The organism is Brevundimonas sp. (assembly GCF_013912065.1).
In the GTDB taxonomy this organism is placed as follows: Bacteria; Pseudomonadota; Alphaproteobacteria; order Caulobacterales; family Caulobacteraceae; genus Brevundimonas.
The window spans coordinates 1-15,523 of sequence record NZ_JACESA010000009.1 but is presented as its reverse complement, the minus strand read 5'-3'; the positions used below and the strand labels follow the sequence as shown (position 1 = coordinate 15,523).

17 protein-coding genes and 1 other RNA gene are annotated in these 15,523 nt (G+C 68.3%); 8 read left to right on the top strand and 10 right to left on the bottom strand.

Translation table 11 applies throughout. The features are described 5' to 3' along the window. Positions 1-3 precede the first annotated feature (3 nt). From H2037_RS09380 to H2037_RS09370, 3 genes are all read right to left on the bottom strand, one after another. Positions 4-606, bottom strand: a complete 603-nt coding sequence (locus H2037_RS09380) for a thioredoxin domain-containing protein (RefSeq protein ID WP_292120744.1) — start codon at positions 604-606, stop codon at positions 4-6. Positions 607-609: 3 nt separating this feature from the next. Then, positions 610-1,254, bottom strand: coding sequence for a DsbA family protein (locus H2037_RS09375; protein WP_292120741.1), 645 nt, complete (start codon positions 1,252-1,254; stop codon positions 610-612). Between the two features lie 96 nt (positions 1,255-1,350). Beyond that, the gene (locus H2037_RS09370; RefSeq protein ID WP_292120737.1) at positions 1,351-1,902 is read right to left on the bottom strand and encodes a DciA family protein; all 552 of its coding nucleotides are present in this window, start codon (positions 1,900-1,902) and stop codon (positions 1,351-1,353) included. 21 nt (positions 1,903-1,923) lie between these two features. On the opposite strand from H2037_RS09370, the gene mutY reads away from it, so the two are divergent. Beyond that, positions 1,924-2,958 (top strand): A/G-specific adenine glycosylase, encoded by a 1,035-nt coding sequence (mutY, locus tag H2037_RS09365; protein WP_292120734.1) that lies wholly within the window; start codon positions 1,924-1,926, stop codon positions 2,956-2,958. Positions 2,959-2,962: 4 nt separating this feature from the next. Here the strand turns inward: mutY and H2037_RS09360 are convergent, their stop codons facing one another. The 4 genes from H2037_RS09360 to tkt all read right to left on the bottom strand — a co-directional run bounded on the left by H2037_RS09360 (position 2,963) and on the right by tkt (position 8,395). Then, positions 2,963-4,057: a site-specific DNA-methyltransferase gene (locus tag H2037_RS09360; protein ID WP_292120732.1), complete on the bottom strand. Its 1,095-nt coding sequence runs from the start codon at positions 4,055-4,057 to the stop codon at positions 2,963-2,965. Between the two features lie 95 nt (positions 4,058-4,152). Next, entirely contained in the window at positions 4,153-5,349 is a 1,197-nt protein-coding gene (purT, locus tag H2037_RS09355; protein WP_292120726.1) for a formate-dependent phosphoribosylglycinamide formyltransferase, read from the bottom strand. A 36-nt stretch (positions 5,350-5,385) separates the two neighbouring features. Beyond that, positions 5,386-6,222: an alpha/beta hydrolase-fold protein gene (locus H2037_RS09350; RefSeq protein WP_292120722.1), complete on the bottom strand. Its 837-nt coding sequence runs from the start codon at positions 6,220-6,222 to the stop codon at positions 5,386-5,388. 181 nt (positions 6,223-6,403) lie between these two features. Further along, positions 6,404-8,395 carry a transketolase gene (gene tkt, locus H2037_RS09345; protein ID WP_292120720.1) on the bottom strand — a complete coding sequence of 664 codons (1,992 nt, stop codon included), beginning with the start codon at positions 8,393-8,395 and terminating at the stop codon, positions 6,404-6,406. Between the two features lie 96 nt (positions 8,396-8,491). Between tkt and H2037_RS09340 the strand changes: the two genes are divergently transcribed. From H2037_RS09340 to H2037_RS09310, 7 genes are all read left to right on the top strand, one after another. Beyond that, entirely contained in the window at positions 8,492-8,761 is a 270-nt protein-coding gene (locus H2037_RS09340; RefSeq protein ID WP_292120717.1) for a hypothetical protein, read from the top strand. Then, positions 8,761-9,081, top strand: coding sequence for a cell division protein ZapA (zapA, locus tag H2037_RS09335; protein WP_292120714.1), 321 nt, complete (start codon positions 8,761-8,763; stop codon positions 9,079-9,081). The genes H2037_RS09340 and zapA overlap by 1 nt, the downstream gene beginning before the upstream one ends. Positions 9,082-9,131: 50 nt before the next feature. Continuing rightward, a non-coding RNA gene (gene ssrS, locus H2037_RS09330) (6S RNA) lies at positions 9,132-9,293 on the top strand. Positions 9,294-9,347: 54 nt separating this feature from the next. Continuing rightward, positions 9,348-9,905 carry a 5-formyltetrahydrofolate cyclo-ligase gene (locus tag H2037_RS09325; protein ID WP_292120711.1) on the top strand — a complete coding sequence of 186 codons (558 nt, stop codon included), beginning with the start codon at positions 9,348-9,350 and terminating at the stop codon, positions 9,903-9,905. Between the two features lie 30 nt (positions 9,906-9,935). Then, positions 9,936-10,169, top strand: a complete 234-nt coding sequence (gene vapB / locus H2037_RS09320; RefSeq protein WP_292120709.1) for a type II toxin-antitoxin system VapB family antitoxin — start codon at positions 9,936-9,938, stop codon at positions 10,167-10,169. Further along, a complete protein-coding gene (locus H2037_RS09315; protein WP_292120706.1) occupies positions 10,166-10,588 on the top strand; it encodes a type II toxin-antitoxin system VapC family toxin in 423 nt (140 codons plus the stop codon). The genes vapB and H2037_RS09315 overlap by 4 nt, the downstream gene beginning before the upstream one ends. After that, on the top strand, positions 10,585-11,406 hold the full coding sequence (locus tag H2037_RS09310; RefSeq protein WP_292120704.1) for a TIGR00282 family metallophosphoesterase: 822 nt from the start codon (positions 10,585-10,587) through the stop codon (positions 11,404-11,406). The genes H2037_RS09315 and H2037_RS09310 overlap by 4 nt, the downstream gene beginning before the upstream one ends. A gap of 16 nt (positions 11,407-11,422) precedes the next feature. Here H2037_RS09310 and H2037_RS09305 read toward each other — a convergent pair whose 3' ends face one another. The 3 genes from H2037_RS09305 to H2037_RS09295 all read right to left on the bottom strand — a co-directional run. Beyond that, positions 11,423-12,958: an alkaline phosphatase D family protein gene (locus H2037_RS09305; protein WP_292121058.1), complete on the bottom strand. Its 1,536-nt coding sequence runs from the start codon at positions 12,956-12,958 to the stop codon at positions 11,423-11,425. 57 nt (positions 12,959-13,015) lie between these two features. Then, entirely contained in the window at positions 13,016-14,158 is a 1,143-nt protein-coding gene (locus H2037_RS09300) for a glycosyltransferase family 4 protein (protein ID WP_292120702.1), read from the bottom strand. A gap of 63 nt (positions 14,159-14,221) precedes the next feature. Further along, on the bottom strand, positions 14,222-15,523 hold a 1,302-nt coding region (locus tag H2037_RS09295), incomplete at its 5' end, for a cytochrome P450 (protein WP_292120699.1).

The window sequence follows — 15,523 nt, the reverse complement described above, 5'->3', positions numbered from 1 at the left end:
AGCTTACCGGCGCAGCAGCGGGTCGATGGCGGCCGACAGGCCTTCCAGCGAATGATCGGCGATCGGCTTGCCGTTGACGAAGAAGCTGGGGGTGCCGGCGACGCCCGCCGCCTCGGCGCCGACGACCTGAGCCTCCAGTGCCGCCCCGGTGGCGGGGTTCTTCAGACAGGTCTCAATCTGCTCGCGGGTCTTCCCGCTGGCGGCGACGCCGGCCTCGAACCAGGGATTGGCGCCGGCGGTCCGCAGCGCGGCCTGATTGTGCATGAAGGCCTGGGCCACGTCGAAATAGCGGTCCGGCGCGGCGCACAGGGCCACGGCGGCGGCAGCGGCGGCGACATTGGCCGGAGCGGTCGGCAGGTTGCGATGCACCAGCCGCACCTTGCCGGTGTCGATGTAGCGGGCCTTGAAGGCTGGCAGGACGTCGTTGTGGAAGTCCGCGCAGTGCGAGCAGGTGAAGCTGGCGTATTCGATCACCGTCACCGGCGCATCCGCCCGGCCCATCACATTATCCTGAGCCGTCACGGGCGGAGGCGGCTCGGCGGCGAAGGCCGGCCCCCCGAGCGTGGCGGTCAGGAGCGTGAGGGCGAGGAGGGCGCGCCGGATCATGGCCTATTTCGCCAGTTCGGCGTCGATGGCGGTGGACAGGTCGGCCAGGCTGGCGCCTTCGCCGCCGGGGGTGATGACCTGGGTCTCGTTGACGTAGAAGGCCGGGGTGCCGGTCACGCCCTGGGCGCGGGCGGCCTGGACGCGGGTCTCCATGGCGGCGACGGCGTCCTTGTCGGTGACGCAGTCGTTGAACTGCTGTTCCGACATGCCGGCGGCCTGGGCGGTGCGGAGCAGCCAGTCGCGGGGCGAGGAGGTCAGCATCTCCTGTTGCGTCGCCATCAGCTGGTGGACGACGTCGAAATACTTGTCCTCGCCGGCGCAGCGGGCGACCAGGAAGCCGGCGGTGGCGGCGTCGACCGGCGGGGTCGGCAGTTCGCGGAATACGTAGCGGACCTTGTTGGTATCGACGTATTTGGCCTTGAACGCCGGCCAGGTGTTCTTCTGCCACAGGGCGCAGTGGGGGCAGGTCACCGAGGCGTATTCGACCACTGTGACCTTGGCGCCTTCCGGCGCGCCCAGGCCCATGTCGCCCTCGGCCGCGCCCTTGGATGCGCCGCCGCAGGCGGCCAGGGCCATGGTCGCCAGGGCGGCGCCGGTGATGGCGGCGCGACGGCTCATGCGGGCGAAGCGGGTTTCGGTCGGGGCCATGGGACTTCCTTGGTCGGAGCTATGCCTGATGATCGCGCGATTCTTGCCGAACGGCGCAAGCCAGACCTTTTCGAGAACAGGTGCGGCGAAGATTTGTCAATCGCGCTCGTTCGACCGCGACAGGGCGGCGCGGCCCAGACGGGCCAGGGCGGCCTTCAGTTCGTCGGGGGCGGAGGCGATGGAGGCGGCGAGATCGGCCTCGGCCTCGGCGGGCAGGGGCGGCGGTTTCACGGCGCGCCTGGGCCGGGCGGCGGCCTCCGCCAGGGGTTTGACCGGCCCCTGGGCGATGCGCAGCCGGTCCACCGATCCGGCGCCGAGGAACAGGTTGACGCGGGCCAGGATGTCCTCGGACTGGTGCTGGACCAGCAGCGCGGCGGCGCCGGCGACGCGCAGCTCCAGCACGCCGGGCTGGCCGCCCTTGCCCTTGGTCAGTTTCTGGGGGCGGGTGACGCGGGCCAGACGGTCGCCGACGATCTCGCGCCAGCGGGGCTCCAGCGCGCCGGCGCCGCGGCCGAACTGTTCGTCCAGCTTCTTGATCAGCGGGGTCAGGGCCTTGCCGGCGCGCGGGGCCGGGCGCGGAACCGGGCGGGTGCGGCGTCGCGACAGGATTTCGCGGACCTCGGCGTCTGTGGGCAGCGGGCGGCGCATGGGCCTATATAGCCCGATCAAATGCCTGACGTCTCTCTGATCCGATCCGAATTGCTCGCCTGGTACGACGCCCATGCGCGTGGCCTGGCCTGGCGCGCGCCGCCGGGGTCGGAACGGCGGACCGATCCCTATCGGGTCTGGCTGTCCGAGGTCATGCTGCAGCAGACGACGACGCCGCACGCCACCCCCTATTTCCTGGACTTCACGGCGCGCTGGCCGACGGTGTCGGACTTGGCGGCGGCCGAGGACGCCGAGGTCATGGCCGCCTGGGCGGGGCTGGGCTACTACGCCCGCGCCCGCAATCTGCTGGCCTGCGCGCGGGCCGTGGCGGGCGAGCACGGCGGGGTGTTCCCGGATACGGAAGGCGCGCTGCTGGCCCTGCCGGGGGTCGGCGCCTATACGGCCGCCGCCATGGCCGCGATCGCCTTCGACCGCGCCGCCAATGTGGTGGACGGCAATGTCGAGCGGGTGATGGCGCGGCTGTTCGCGGTCGAAACCCCGGTTCCCAAGGCCCGGCCCGAGCTGAAGCGGCTGGCGGGTCTGTTCGTCACGGATCAGCGACCGGGGGACTGGGCGCAGGCGCTGATGGATCTGGGCGCGACCGTGTGCCGACCCAAGTCGCCCCTGTGCGGCGCCTGCCCCTTACGCCGTGACTGTCTGGGTTTCGCGAGCGCGACGCCCGAGCGATATCCGGTCAAGACCAAGAAGGCGGAACGGCCGCATCGCCACGGCTTCGCCTGGGTGATGATCGACGGCGCGGCGCGCGCGGCGCTGGAACGGCGGCCGGACAAGGGGCTGCTGGGCGGGATGCTGGGCCTGCCTACCTCGGACTGGAGCGCCTCGCCCGACCCTACGCCCCCAGTCGCGGCCGACTGGCGCGAGGCGGGCGCGGTCGAACACGTCTTCACCCATTTCAGCCTGACCCTGACGGTGCGGGTCGCCCATGTCGAGGCGAATGGCGACTATCAGTGGCTGAGCTTCGAGGCTGCGTGGGCGGCCCTGCCGACAGTCTTCGCCAAGGCGCTGGATAGGGCTGGGGAGCCGGCCCTGATCTGATGGCCTACTGCATCCCGGCGCGGATTTCGGCGCGCAGGGAGTCGATGGATTTCAGGCCCTGGTCGGTCTTGAAGCGCCAGTAGGTCCAGCCGTTGCAGGCGGGGGCGTTCTCGAACAGGGCGCCCAGCTTGTGGATCGAGCCGGTCAGCGAACCGGACACCAGGGAGCCGTCGGCCCGGACGCGGGCCTCGCGCTCGCCCTTGGGGCAGTACAGTCGGTCGCCGGGGTTCAGCAGGCCGGCCTCGACCAGGGCGCCGAAGGGCACCTTGGGCTCGGCCCGCTTGGAGCCCATGACGGCCAGGTCTTCCGGTCGGGCCGGAATGACCGAGGCGATGCGGGTCTCGGCGACGGTCGCATAGGTCTCGTCACGTTCGATGCCGACATAGTGCCGGCCCAGGCGTTTGGCGGCGGCGCCGGTGGTGCCGGTGCCGAAGAAGGGGTCGAGCACGACGTCGCCGGGACGGGTCGCCGACAGCAGGACGCGGTGCAGCAGGGCCTCGGGCTTCTGGGTCGGATGGGCCTTCTTGCCGTCGGCGTCCTTGATCCGCTCTTCGCCGGTGCACAGGGCGAAGGTCCAGTCCGACCGCATCTGGGTATCTTCGTTGAAGGCCTTCAGGGCGTCGTAGTTGAAGGTGTAGCGTTTCTGCTCGCGCGACCGTGCGGCCCAGATCAGGGTCTCGTGGGCGTTGGTGAACCGGGTGCCCTTGAAGTTCGGCATCGGGTTGGACTTGCGCCAGATGATGTCGTTCAGCACCCAGAAGCCCAGGTCCTGGATCGCTGCGCCCAGGCGGAAGACGTTGTGATAGGAACCGATCACCCAGATCGACCCCTCGGGCTTCAGCACGCGGCGGCATTCGGTCAGCCAGGCGCGGGTGAAGGCGTCATATTCGGCGAAACTGTCGAACTTGTCCCAGTCGTCATCGACGGCGTCGACCTTTGAATTGTCCGGCCGCAGCAGGTCGCCGCCCAGCTGCAGATTATAGGGCGGGTCGGCGAAGACCATGTCGACCGAGGCGTCGGGCAGGCTTTTCAGCACGGCGATGCAATCGCCCCGGTGAATGACGTCCTTGTCCAGGACGGGGGTCTTCAGATCGGACATGGAACGCGGCCCCGCAACAGTGAGACGCGCATGGTGAATCCTTACGGTTAAGGCAGTGTTGATTCCGGGCGTTTTGGGTGCATCACAGAAGTCGCTCAGCCCCGGACCAGCTTCACCCGTCCCGCCGCCTCTCGCGCGCGTTCGCGGGCCTGATCGACGTCCTCACCACGAGCGACAGCGACGCCCATGCGCCGGCGCTCATAGGCTTCGGGCTTGCCGAACAGGCGCAGGTCGGCCGTGGGCACCGACAAGGCCTCGGCGACGCCTTCGAACACCATGGTCCGGGTCTCCAGGCCGCCGTAGATGACGGCGCTGGCGGCGGGTTCGCGCAGGGTCACGTCCACGGGAAGGCCTAGGATGGCGCGGGCGTGGAGGGCGAACTCGCTCATGGTCTGGCTGGCCAGGGTGACCAGGCCGGTGTCGTGGGGGCGCGGCGAGACCTCGGAGAACCAGACCTGGTCGCCCTTGACGAACAGTTCGACGCCGAAGACGCCTAGACCGCCGAGCGCCTCGGTCACCTTGCCGGCGATGTCCTGCGCGGAGGCCAGGGCGGCCGGACTCATGGCCTGGGGCTGCCAGCTTTCGACATAGTCGCCCTTGACCTGGCGGTGGCCGATGGGAGCGCAGAAATCGGTGCGGGTCGCGCCGTCGGCGCCCTTGGACCGGACGGTCAGCAGGGTGATCTCGAAATCGAAATCGATCCGGCCCTCGACGATGACGCGGGCGCCGGCGACGCGGCCGCTCTCCTGGGCATAGGTCCAGGCGTCGGCGATTTCATCGGGACTTTCGACGAAGGACTGGCCCTTGCCTGACGAGGACATGACCGGCTTGACGAAGACGGGATAGCCGACGCCTTCCGCCCCCTCCGCCAGTTCCTCGGCCGAACCGGCGAAGGCGTAGGGGCTGGCGGGCAGGCCCAGTTCTTCGGCGGCGAGGCGGCGGATGCCCTCGCGGTTCATCGTCAATTGCACCGCGCGGGCGGTGGGGATGACCACGGCCAGACCGGCGGCCTCGATATCGGCCAGGACCTCGGTGGCGATGGCCTCGATCTCGGGCACGATGATGTGCGGGGCCTCGGCCAGGATGACGCCGTTCAGCACCTGTGGGTCGGTCATCGGGATGACGTGGCTGCGGTGCGCCACCTGCATAGCCGGGGCGTTGGGATAGCGGTCCACGGCCACCACCTCGACGCCGAGCCGTTGCAACTCGATCGCGACCTCCTTGCCCAGTTCGCCGGAGCCCAGCAGCATGACCCGCAGGGCGGTGTCGGAAAGGGGGGCGCCGAGTTTCATCGGGTTAGGCTCCGGTTGTCGATTGGAGGGTGCGGCTCAGGGCGCCGGGACCGCGTAGAGGCGGCGGAAGGCGTCGAGGGCCGCGCCGTGGTAAATGGTGGCGTGGGTTTCTGTCGGCCGGGGGGTGAAGCTCCAGCTTAACCCCGGCATGGCGTAGTCGCGCAGATTGGCGGTCAGGATGTCCATCGGCGCCTGCATCTCGGGGCCTTCGTCGCCCAGGGTCAGGATCAGGGTTCGGGGGTCGTTCGACTGATCGCGCAGATGGGCGCCGGACTGACGCGCCAGCTGGCCGCCGTCCCACCACAGGCTGGGACTGACGGCGACATAGGCGTCGAACATCTGAGGTTCCTTCAGGAAGGTCTCGACGACGAACAGACCGGCGAGGGATTCGCCCATCAGGGCCGTCTCGCCGCTGGTGCGGAAGCGGCCCTGGATGAAGGGCTGGACCTCTTCGGCCACGAACCGGCGAAACCGATCCGAATGGCCCTGGGTCGGATAGCGGGCGATCAGGTCGGGGTCTTCAGTCGGCAGGGCCAGTTCGTTGCGGCGATCCACCGAGGCGACGCCGACCACGATCACGTCGCGGGTCGTACCGACGACGGTCCCCAGCTGGGCGAGACCCGAGATGTGGTGGAAGTCCTGATCCTGGCCGCCGTCGAGGACATAGAGGACGGGATAGGTCTTGCCGCTGTCAGCATAGCCGGGGGGCAGCCAGACGTTGATCTCACGCGTGGCGCCCATGACGGCCGAGGGGAGGGCGTAGGAGCGGCCGATGACGATGGAGGTTTCGGCGATGGGCGCCGGCGTTTGGGCATGGGCGACGGGCGCCGTCAGGACGAGGGTCAGAAGAAGAGCGAGGACGCCGGGTTTCATCGTCTGCTCCAACGTCCCTTCTCCCCTTGCGGGAGAAGGTGGCCCGAAGGGCCGAATGAGGGGTCGATCGGTGCTGGACGTCGCGGTCGGTGCGACCCCTCGCCCGACCGCGCCAGGACGACGGCTGGGCCGCCGTGCGCGGTCTCCCTCTCCCGCAGGGGGAGAGGGAGATGAAGGGAGGTTACAGTCGCGCCTTCACCGCTGCGACGACGGCCTCGGTGGTGATGCCGAACTTGTCGTAGAGGACTTCGGCCGGGGCGGAGGCGCCGAAGCCGGTCATGCCGACGAAGGCGCCGTCCTCGCCGATGAACCGCTCCCAGCCCTGTTTGATCGCCGCCTCGACGGCGACGCGCACCGTGCCGCGGCCGACGATCGAGGCCTGATAGGCGGCGTCCTGTTGTTCGAACAGTTCGAAACAGGGGACGGAGACGACGCGGGTGGCGACGCCTTCGGCTTCCAGCGTCTCGGCGGCCTTCAGCGCCAGGGCCAGTTCCGTGCCCGTGCCGAACAGGGTGACCTTGGCCTCGCCCGAGGCCGCCTTGATCTCGTAGGCGCCCTTGGCGGACAGGTTTTCCGAGGCGGCGACGGTGCGGACGGCCGGGGTCTTCTGGCGCGACAGGGCCATGGCCGACGGGGCGGTCCTGGTCTCCAGAGCGATCTTCCAGCATTCCATGGCCTCGACCGTGTCGGCAGGGCGGAAGACCAGCAGGTTGGGGATGGCGCGCAGGGCCGCCAGGTGTTCGACCGGCTGGTGGGTCGGGCCGTCCTCGCCCAGGCCGATCGAGTCGTGGGTCAGGACGTGGATGGCGCGAACGCCCATCAGGGCGCCCAGGCGAATGGCCGGACGGCTGTAGTCCGAGAAGACCATGAAGGTGCCGGCGTAGGGGATAACGCCGCCGTGCAGGGCCAGGCCGTTCATGGCCGCGGCCATGCCGAACTCGCGGATGCCCCAGTTGACGTAGCGGCCTTCATAGGACGGGGCGTCCAGGATCGGGGTGCCGGCGACAAAGGTGTTGTTCGAGCCGGTCAGGTCGGCCGAGCCGCCGACCAGTTCGGGAATGGCGGCGAAGACCTGTTCAAGGGCGGCGCCCGAGGACTGGCGCGTGGCCTGGGCGGGCTGGGTCTCGACCAGTTCGGCCATCTTGGCGTTCAGGGCGTCGAAGGCGCCCTCGGGCAGGTCGCCCTTCATGGCGCGGGTGAAGTCGGCGGCCTGGGAGGAGGCGGCGAGGCGGGCCTCCCACTTTTTGCGATCCTTCGATCCGCGACGGCCGACCTTCTGCCAGGCCTCGGCGATGGTCGCCGGCATTTCGAACGGTTCGTGATCCCAGGCCAGACCCAGGCGGGTGGCGGCGATCTCGGCCGCGCCCAGGGCCGCGCCGTGCGTCTTGTGGCTGCCTTCCATGGTGGCGGCGCCCTTGCCGATCTTGGTCTTGCAGGCGATCAGGGTCGGCTTGTCCTGGCGGGTGGCCCATTTGAGGGCGGCCTTGATCGCATCCATGTCATGGCCGTCGATGGCCTTGACCGCCCAGCCGGCGGCCTTGAAGCGGGCCTTCTGGTCGGTGGCGTCGGACAGGGAGACCTTGCCGTCGATGGTGATCTCGTTGTCGTCCCACAGGACGGTCAGCTTGTTCAACTTGTAGCGGCCGGCCAGGGCGATGGCTTCCTGCGACACGCCCTCCATCAGGCAACCGTCGCCGGCCACGACCCAGGTGCGGTGGTCGACCAGATCGTCGCCGTATTTGGCGGCGAGATGACGCTCAGCCATGGCGAAACCGACCGAAGTGGCAAGGCCCTGGCCCAGGGGGCCGGTCGTGACCTCGACGCCGGGCATGTGGCCGTATTCGGGGTGGCCGGCGGTCTTGGAGCCCCATTGGCGGAAGTTCGACAGTTCTTCCTTGGTCGCGGCCTTGTAGCCGGTCAAGTGCAGCAGGGCGTAGATCAGCATCGAGCCGTGGCCCGCCGACAGGATGAAGCGGTCGCGGTCGGCCCAGTCGGGGCGGCTGGCGTCAAACTTCAGGAACCTGGAAAACAGCACCGTGGCGACGTCGGCCATGCCCATCGGCATGCCGGGGTGGCCGGACTTGGCCTTCTCGACGCCGTCCATGGCGAGAACGCGGATGGCGTTGGCCATCTGCTCGGGCGTGGCCTTGGGGGCGGCTTTGGCGTCGGTCACGATGACGACCTTTCGTCGGAATGCGGAAATTTCAGGGGCGCGCCGCTTTACCCCGACGCGTCCTCGGGTTCTATACGCAATTTGAAGGAGCGACCGATGGCAGACGCCACCACGGCCGCACGGGCCCGCATCGACCGGGCCCTGGCCGAACTTGAACGCAAGATCCTGGTGCTGAAGGCCCGTCCGGCTTCCGCTCCGGCGGTGGCGGATGACGATCTGTTCGCGCCCAAGCCGGCCGACCAAGCGCGCGTTGCCGAGCTGGAGGCCGCCGGCCGCGAAGCGTCCGAGGCCTTGGCCAGGGCGGCGGAGGCCGTGCGCGAGGTTCTGGCCCTGGACGAGCTGGAAACCGAAAGCGAGGTCGGCTGATGGCGACGGTCACGGTGGAGGTGAACGGCCGCCCCTATGCGGTGGGCTGCGCCGACGGACAGGAGGAGCGGGTCCGCATCCTGGCCAAACAGTTCGACAATCAGGTGCGCCAGGTGGCCCAGGATGTGGGCCATGTCGGCGATCTGCGACTGTTTCTGATGTCGGCCCTGATCCTGTCGGACGAACTGCACGAGGCGCGGCTGAACGGGACGGGGGCGGTCCCCGCGCCCCTGGCCGCGCCAGCGCCCAGCACGGACGGCGTGGCCGAGGCTTTGAACGCCGTGGCGGCGCGGATAGAAAAGATCGCCCAAACCATCTGATCACGGCGCTTGAGAAGGGGCGAGGTCGCGCCTATCTTGTTCAACGGCGGGTCCTGCTGCGGCTCACGTCGGAGGCAACATTTCCTCGCGACCTTAATTCACTCGAAGGGATCTGTCCCTGTCCGGGCTCGAGGGCCTGGGCATATGGAGCCCACCTGGCTACCCAGGTTCGAGAGGATTTAAACGTTCTTCACGGTTCACGCGGCGCCGCCACCCTTTTCTTCCTCGCATCCCCGGCGCGGGTTCGCGCTCTCTTCGAGCGTTGAATGTCCGACAAGCACGAACTCCGATCGGCCGCCCGCGCGCTGCGCAAACGTCTGGCCGAGGCCGACCCGACCGCAGCCGGGCGCGCGGCCGAGCACGTGTCCGCACTCCCCGAAGGCGAAGTCGTCGCCCTGTACCGCGCCATGGCGTCTGAACTGGACACCGACGCCCTGGCCGTCGCACTGCTGACCGCCGGTCGTCGGCTATGTCTGCCGGTCGTTCTGACGCGGGATGCGCCGATGCTGTTCCGCGCCTGGGCGCCGGGCGAGCCGCTTGAGCTGGACGCGGCCGGCTGTCCCGCGCCCCTGCCGCTGGCCGAGTCGGTGGAGCCCGACCTGATCCTGACGCCGCTTCTGGCCTTCGACGCCCTTGGCGGGCGGCTGGGGCAGGGCGGCGGCTATTACGACCGCACCTTCGCCGCGCGGCCCGACGCCATCCGGGTCGGCTTCGCCTATGCGGGTCAGGCGGTCGAGGCATTGAGCCTGGAGGCGCATGATATGCCGCTGCACGGCGTGCTGACCGAAACGGGTTATCGGGAGTTTCAAGGGATATGTCGTTGACATATACACAGGGCGGGCCGATATCAGGGCATGAGCCCGCCGCTGAAAGCCACCGTCTTCAAGTCGAACCGCTCGCAGGCGGTGCGATTGCCCAAGGCGGCCGCCTTTCCGGACGACGTGAAGGAGCTGCGCGTCATCAAGGAAGGCAAGAGCCTGCGCCTAGTGCCGGTCAATGCATTGTGGGACGACTTTTTTGATCGGCCCGGCATCCCCGACTGGCCGGATCGGGATCAGCCCGAGATGCAGAAGCGGGAGGACTGGTGAGCACCGGCTATATGCTGGACACCAGCATCTGTATCGAAATCCTGCGGGGGCGCAGCGCCACGCTGAATGATCGTCTGAAGGGCGAACAGGCGCCGCTGTACGTCTCGACCGTCGTCGTCATGGAATTAGCGGTCGGCCCGAACAAGCTGGCGGATCCGCGCCGACACGATCTGCTGGAGGCGTTTCTGGCGCGGCTGGAGATTCTTCCGTTTGACGAAGACGCCGCGCGGCACACGGCTGAAATCCGCGCCGTACTCGAGCGCCAAGGTCGGCCTATCGGGCCATATGATTATCAGATCGCGGGTCACGCTCGCAGCCAGGGGCTGACCGTGGTGACCCGTAACATAGGCGAATTCGAGCGCGTGGGCGGCTTACGGGTCGAGCACTGGTCGGATCGTGGTAAAGGCGTACACGAATGAGACTGGCGTTTTTCGGCGACGTTATCGGCAAGTCCGGCCGTGACGGGATCAGCGACCATCTTCCGGGCCTGAAGCGCGACCTGAAGCTCGACTTCGTGGTGATCAACGCCGAGAACGCCGCGGGCGGTTTCGGCATCACCGAGAATACGGCGCGCGAACTGTTTATGGCGGGCGCCGACTGCCTGACCCTGGGCAATCACTCGTGGGACCAGCGCGAGGCGCTGACCTATATCGTGCGCGAGCCGCGCCTGATCCGGCCCGCCAACTATCCGCGCCTGATGGACGCGCCGGGCGCGGGGGCGAACCTGTTCGAGACCCATTCGGGCCGCACCGTCCTGGTGATGAACGTGCTGGGCCGGGTGCATATGGACCCGATGGACGATCCGTTCGGCGCGGTCGAACGCGAACTGGCCGCCGCTCCCCTGGGCGCCGTCGCCGATGCGGTGATCGTCGACATGCATTGCGAGGCGACCAGCGAGAAGATGGCCATGGGCCATTTCTGCGACGGCCGCGCCTCGCTGGTGGTGGGCACCCATACCCATGTCCCCACCGCCGACTGCCAAATTCTGCCCGGCGGCACGGCCTATCAGACCGACGCCGGCGGCTGCTGCGACTATGACAGCGTCATCGGCAACGAGAAGGAAGAGCCGCTGCGGCGCTTCACCACCCGGATCTCGGGCGGTCGCTACATGCCCGCCTCCGGCCCGGCGACCGTCTGCGGTGTCTTTGTCGAAACGGACGACCGGACCGGTCTGGCGACGCGCGTGGAGCCGATCCGGGTCGGCGGGCGGTTGTCGCAGGCGGTGCCGGTCGTCTGATCTTGCCGTCTGACCTTCAGGCGGCGGTCAGGGTGTTCGATCCGGTCTCGACCACCAGGGTCTGACGGGTGGTCAGGACGCCGTCTCGGTCCGACACCTTGTCCAGCACCTTGAACTGGGTCGTCCAGCGTTCCGGTGTGGCTTCGCACACCATATAGCCGCGCTGGGTGTTGCGGAACTTCAGCTGGGGGTTGGCGGCCATGAACTGGTCGTAGCTATTGCCGCGATCCGAACCGTTTCCGCCCGAGCTGATCGAGGTGCCGACGAATTCGACCGCGATGGGGTCGCCCTCGGGCTGGCTGCCGTCCAGCCACAGGCCGCCCGCGTAGTTCTGGTGCTCGTCGCCGGTCAGGACCACGACATTGTCGATGCGGCGGTCGCGGATGTGGCGCAGAAGCCGGTTGCGGGGCACGCGATAACCGGCCCAGCTGTCGGCGTTCACGCCCTTGCCGCCCGAGGTGTTGCGGTTCAGGTCCATCATCATGACCTGCTGGGCCAGGACCTTCCAGCGCGCCTTGGAACGGTCCAGATTGGTCAGCAGCCAGGCCTCCTGGGCGTCGCCCAAAACCTGGGCTTCGGTCGCGTCTATGCCGGGGCAGAAGCTGTTGTAGCGGTCTTCGCACGGCTGGTTCGACCGGAACTGGCGCGTATCGAGGAAGGCGACGTCGAGCAGGTCGCCGTACGGGGCCCGACGATAGGCCTGCATCGATGCGCCGCGCGGGAAGGCCGACTTCCGCATCGGCATGAACTCGTAGAAGGCCTGCATGGCGGCGGCGCGGCGCAGCATGAAGACCTCGGACGGCGTGCCGTCCTGGTCGATCTCGCCGACCCAGTTGTTGTCGACCTCGTGGTCGTCATAGGTGCAGAACCAGGCCGCCGAGGCGCGCGAGGCCTGAAGGTCGACGTCCATCGTGTACTGCGAATAGCGACGGCGGTAGTCGTCCAGGCTGTAGATCTCGCCGCCCAGATGGACGCGGGTGTTGTCCTGGGGGCCGGCGCCGGACTGATAGATCGGATTGCCCCGACCCTCGTAGATATAGTCGCCGTAGCAGAAGATGAAGTCGAGCTCCTCCTCGGCCATCCTGCGGTGGGCGGTGTAATAGCCCTGCTCATAGGCCTGGCAGCCGGCGACGCCGAAACGCACCGCCGAGAGCGAGGCGCCGGCGAGGGGCGCGGTCTTGGCGCGGCCGACGGCGCTGCGCTCGGTCCCGCACTGGAAGCGATAGAAGTACAGGCGAGCAGGCTCCAGCCCCTCGACCTCGACGTGGACGGAGTGGCCCAGTTCCGGCCGGGCCACGGCTTCGCCCGAGCGGACGACGGTGCGGAAGCCCTGATCGGCCGCAACCTCCCATTTGACCGCCACCGGGGCGTTCGGCATGCCCGAGCCATAGGCGACGGGATCGGGCGCCAGGCGGGTCCAGATGACGAAGCCGTCGGGCAGGGGATCGCCCGCCGTGACGCCCAGCCGGAAGGGGTTCACCTCGAACACGGCCTGGGCCAGGGCGGGTCCCGTCTGCGTGAGCGTCAGCCCGCCCCCGAAGGCCGCGAGCATCGAACGGCGCGAAAGAATTGGGCTGGTCATGGGACGGCTCCTAGGCTGGAGCCGGCTCTATCGTCCTAATGTGACGGTTTGTCTGTCGGCAGGCTCGGGGCTTCGGGGGCCTGCAGCCCGGCGTCGGCGGCCCGCCACAATGGCCTCGTATACCTGCTGCAACTCGGTCGCCCGCCGCATGGGCGTATGGTGTTCCGCGACATGGCGCTGACCGGCGCGGGCCAAGGCGAGGCGTTCCTCGGGATTTCGGATCAGCCGGTCCATCGCGTCGGCCAGGCTTCGAGGGGTAACGGCTTCGACATAGAGGGCGTGGTCGCCGCTGGCTTCGCGCAAGCCGCCTCGACCCGACGAGATCAGGGCCGCACCCGCCGCATGGGCCTCGACGGCGGTCAGGCCGAAAGGTTCGTCCCACACCGAGGGCGTCAGGGCTATGGCCGCGGACTTCATGTGCTCGCGAACCTGCGCCAGATGCGCCGATCTGAGTACGGTGACGCGGGCGCCGTAGCGGTCCAGCCGGGCGATGTGGGGCGACGCCCATTCCGCATGTCGGTCCCAGTCGTTCAGCATCAGAACCGCGCGCCATTCGGAATGGGTGTCGAGTACGGCGGGCAGGGCGGCGCACAGGACGTCCAAACCCTTTTCCGGCATGGCCCGGCCAGCGAAGGCGATCACTGGTTCACGGTTTTCAGGCGAGGCGAACCAGGCTGCCGCGTCGATGGCGTTGGGCACCGCGTAGGCCCGGTCGGCGAGGCGAGGGTAGGTTCGACCGAACAGTTCCCGTTCGACCGTGCTCACGAATACGAAGCCGTCCATCCGGCTGTAACGGGCCTCGTAGCGCCAGCGGTCCAACAGATGGCGGGACGGCTTCAAAGCATTGTGCCGGTAGAGAAGGTGAACCGCCTTCGGAAAGCCCGACGAGACGGCCAAAGCCTGTTTGACGTGCTGGTGATACTCGATCACTTCAGGATTGAAGGCGAGCAGGGCAGCGACCAGCGCACGCTGTCGGTTCTGGCGCGGCAGGGCGATGACCCCCGGCGTATTGTGATCCAGAGCCCCCTCGCAGCAGAATATGCGCGTATCGACCATGTCGCGCGAAGCCGCGAGGGTGCGGACGACCGTCTCCATCGAATTGGGCTGGGCTTCGGAGAAAAGGCAGCCCGGGGGCAGCAGGACGGCGATGCGCACGGAGATGTCCGACAAGACGATATCGCCGCCTATAGGTGCTTTATGTCCTCTCTGCGATCATCTTTATGGAGATGAAACTCACCGCCTTCGGCCCCTCAGTCTCAACCGCATCGGCTCGCGACTGCGCAGGGTGATCTGGTGGATCGGGCGGGGCTCCACCGTACTCAGGGGCTCGACTTCGGCGGCGCGCAGGATGGCCGCCAGGGCGATCATCGCCTCCTGCAGGGCGAAGGCGGCGCCGATGCAGACGCGAGGGCCGGCGCTGAAGGGGATGTAGGCGTAGCGGTCGATGGACTTGCGGTTCTCCGGCAGGAAACGCTCGGGCCTGAAGGCGTCAGGGTCGTCCCACAGAAGCTTGTGGCGTTGCAGGATCCAGGGCGAGATAATGACGGAGGCGCCGGCCTTGATCGGCTGACCGCCGATCTCGTCGTCGGCCAGGGCTTTGCGGGCCATGGTCGGGGCGGGCGGGAAGAGACGCATCGTCTCCTCCAGCACCGCGCGGGTCCAGACCAGGCCTTCTGCCCATTTTGGATTGGTGACATCGAAGACGTCGGCCTCGGCCTGGAGGCGCGCCAGATAATCGGGCTGGCGCGACAGCAGGTGCAGGGCCCAGCCTAGGGCGCGGGCCGTCGTCTCGTGTCCGGCCAGAATGAAGGTCAGGATGTTGGCGGCGACCTCCTCATCGGACAGACCGGGTCCGCCGTTCTCGTCTCGGGCCATCAGCAGGGCGCTGAGCAGGTCGTCGGGGGGCGTGTCGCCGGTTTCAATGCGGGCGCGGCGGGCCTCGACGAGCTTGGTGACGCGCTGCTCGAAGAAGCGGGCCGAGCGGAAACTGGCCAGACGGCCCAGGCGCGGGGCCCAATCCGGGGCGCCCAACACGTCCAGCGGATCGATGCGGGCGCCATTGGCCAGGAACTGGTTCAGGGCGCGCTCGAACCCGCGCGCCTCGCCGCCCAATTCGTCGGAGAACATGGTGGCGGACAGGATGTCGAAGGTCAGACCGGACATCTCGGAATCGATGTCGAGCACCCGCCCGCGCGGCGACAGGGCCCAGGCGGCGACGCGGGCCTGACAGACCTCGGCCATGCGGGCGTTCAGCGTCGCCATCTTCGCGGGCGTGAACAGGGGCGCCAGGATGCGGCGGGCGCGGCGCCAGGTGTCGCCCTCGGTCAGCAGAAGGCCGTCGGCCAGCATGGGGCCCAGGACGCGGCGTTGCAGGTCGCCCTTGACGTAGTTGGCGGCGTTCTCGGTCAGGACATGACGGACGCCCTCCGGATGGCTGACCACAAGGATCTCGCCGAAGGCCGAGTTGCCGTGCAGTTGCGGCTCGGTGAAATGCCGCTCGGACCACATGCGGATCGGATCGCGCCAGCTGATCCA

Bases quoted from the DNA above. Each gene is read 5' to 3' on its own strand.
- H2037_RS09380 (WP_292120744.1), bottom strand. From the start codon at position 606: ATGATCCGGCGCGCCCTCCTCGCCCTCACGCTCCTGACCGCCACGCTC.
- H2037_RS09375 (WP_292120741.1), bottom strand. From the start codon at position 1,254: ATGGCCCCGACCGAAACCCGCTTCGCCCGCATGAGCCGTCGCGCCGCC.
- H2037_RS09370 (WP_292120737.1), bottom strand. From the start codon at position 1,902: ATGCGCCGCCCGCTGCCCACAGACGCCGAGGTCCGCGAAATCCTGTCG.
- mutY (WP_292120734.1), top strand. From the start codon at position 1,924: ATGCCTGACGTCTCTCTGATCCGATCCGAATTGCTCGCCTGGTACGAC.
- H2037_RS09360 (WP_292120732.1), bottom strand. From the start codon at position 4,057: ATGTCCGATCTGAAGACCCCCGTCCTGGACAAGGACGTCATTCACCGG.
- purT (WP_292120726.1), bottom strand. From the start codon at position 5,349: ATGAAACTCGGCGCCCCCCTTTCCGACACCGCCCTGCGGGTCATGCTG.
- H2037_RS09350 (WP_292120722.1), bottom strand. From the start codon at position 6,222: ATGAAACCCGGCGTCCTCGCTCTTCTTCTGACCCTCGTCCTGACGGCG.
- H2037_RS09340 (WP_292120717.1), top strand. From the start codon at position 8,492: ATGGCAGACGCCACCACGGCCGCACGGGCCCGCATCGACCGGGCCCTG.
- zapA (WP_292120714.1), top strand. From the start codon at position 8,761: ATGGCGACGGTCACGGTGGAGGTGAACGGCCGCCCCTATGCGGTGGGC.
- H2037_RS09325 (WP_292120711.1), top strand. From the start codon at position 9,348: ATGTCCGACAAGCACGAACTCCGATCGGCCGCCCGCGCGCTGCGCAAA.
- vapB (WP_292120709.1), top strand. From the start codon at position 9,936: ATGAGCCCGCCGCTGAAAGCCACCGTCTTCAAGTCGAACCGCTCGCAG.
- H2037_RS09310 (WP_292120704.1), top strand. From the start codon at position 10,585: ATGAGACTGGCGTTTTTCGGCGACGTTATCGGCAAGTCCGGCCGTGAC.
- H2037_RS09305 (WP_292121058.1), bottom strand. From the start codon at position 12,958: ATGCTCGCGGCCTTCGGGGGCGGGCTGACGCTCACGCAGACGGGACCC.